2 protein-coding genes and 1 pseudogene are annotated in these 1,783 nt (G+C 64.0%); all 3 read left to right on the plus strand.

Translation table 11 applies throughout. The features are described 5' to 3' along the window. Window positions 1-264 (plus strand): hypothetical protein (locus WCB02_RS22500; RefSeq protein ID WP_423961567.1); only part of this gene is annotated, 264 nt, incomplete at its 5' end. A 160-nt stretch (window positions 265-424) separates the two neighbouring features. Next, entirely contained in the window at window positions 425-1,300 is an 876-nt protein-coding gene (locus WCB02_RS22505) for a dihydrodipicolinate synthase family protein (RefSeq protein ID WP_423961569.1), read from the plus strand. Between the two features lie 105 nt (window positions 1,301-1,405). Further along, a pseudogene (locus WCB02_RS22510) lies at window positions 1,406-1,783 on the plus strand (xanthine dehydrogenase family protein molybdopterin-binding subunit); the annotation flags it as partial.

The raw sequence follows: 1,783 nt of genomic DNA on the forward strand, positions 1-1,783 counted from the left end.
GTTGTTTTCTTTCTGCTACTTGCACACGAGACCGCGGGTGCAGCGCGCACCCGGCATTCACTGCGCCCTCGATCTCGAGGCGCAAGACTTCCTAAGCAAAGCTCGGGCGACCAGCGCCGCGAGACCGTGAAACCGTATCTGCCGTTTGAAATTCGAATTAATGAACGTGGGCGTGGGCAGGGCGGCATCTGCGCCGTGGCCACCGGGCCTCAAAAAGCTGTCGGGCGCGCGTCCGCCGAGGTTCGGGGATTGACGCTGACATGATTGGAACTTCAAAACCGCTCAACTGGAATTGCTTCGCGCGCCATGCTGATGACGAGATGGCTCGCAGCCAAACGCTATAAGCCATGCGCGCCTGCGTGGGCTACGCGCGCAAGGCCGCGCTTGCGGGACACCGCGCCGGACCGCTATATCAGCCTCCATCATGGCTGATTTCCACGGCGTCTTCCCCTACCTCGTCTCCCCGATCGATCCCGACGGCAAGCTCCGCACCAACGTGCTCGGCCGGCTCTGCGACGATCTGATCAAGTCGGGTGTGCATGGTCTCACGCCGCTCGGCTCGACCGGCGAGTTCGCCTATCTGAGCGCCGAGCAGCGCATCAATGTGGTGCGGACCACGATCGACGCCGCAAAAGGCCGTGTGCCTGTCGTGGCCGGCGTGGTCTCGACCGCGACGGCGGATGCGGTGGCGCAGGCGAAAGCCTATCAGGCGCTTGGCGCCGACGGCATTCTCGCGATCATGGAAGCCTATTTCCCGCTGGGCGACGCGCAGGTCGAAGCCTATTTCCGCGCCGTCGCGGATGCCGTCGATATCCCCGTCGTGATCTATACCAATCCGCAATTCCAGCGCTCCGATCTGACGCTCGATGTGATCGCGCGGCTCGCAAGCCATCCGCGCATCGGCTACATCAAGGATGCCTCGACCAACACCGGGCGGCTGTTGTCGATCATCAATCGGTGCGGCGACGCGATCCGCGTGTTCTCGGCGTCCGCCCATATTCCGGCCGCGGTGATGCTGATCGGCGGCGTCGGCTGGATGGCGGGCCCGGCCTGCATCATCCCGCGGCAAAGCGTCGAACTCTACAATCTCTGCCAGGCCGCGTGCTGGGACGACGCCATGAAACTGCAGCGCAAGCTCTGGCGCGTCAACGAGGCGTTTGCGCGCTTCAATCTCGCCGCCTGCATCAAGGCGGGGCTTGCGATCCAGGGCTACGACGTCGGCGACCCCGTGCCGCCCCAGGCCGCGCTGACCGTGGACCAGCGCAACGCCGTCGAGGCCGTGCTGCGCGACGTGGCGTAGTGGCTCATCGCTTGCTTGACAGCACACGGCGCAAATTGTTTCGCCGCAAAGATCCGTTAGAACCCGCTACGATCCAGTCGAACAAAAAACGCGAAGGACCAACTGATGAATATTCTACCCGGCAATCTGCGTTTTGGTGCGGGCCAGCCGATCAAGCGTTTGGAGGATCACAGGCTGCTCACCGGGCAAGGGCAATTCATCGATGACAAGCCGGAAGACGGGGCGTTGTGGCTTTATGTACTGCGCTCGCCGCATGCACATGCCAGGATCGTTTCGATCGACACCAAGGCCGCCGCCGAGATACCGGGCGTCGAGGCGATCTATACCGGCGGCGACCTGATCCGCGACGAGATCGGCACCATCCCGACGCTTGCGATCTTCAAGCGGCCGGACGGCTCGCCGATGACCTTTCCGCCGCGGCGGCTGCTCGCCCACGACACGGTACGCTTCGCCGGCGAGCCGGTCGCGGCCGTGGTCGCGACC

Origin of the sequence: Bradyrhizobium sp. (genome assembly GCF_049581145.1) — a bacterium.
GTDB lineage: Bacteria > Pseudomonadota > Alphaproteobacteria > Rhizobiales > Xanthobacteraceae > Bradyrhizobium.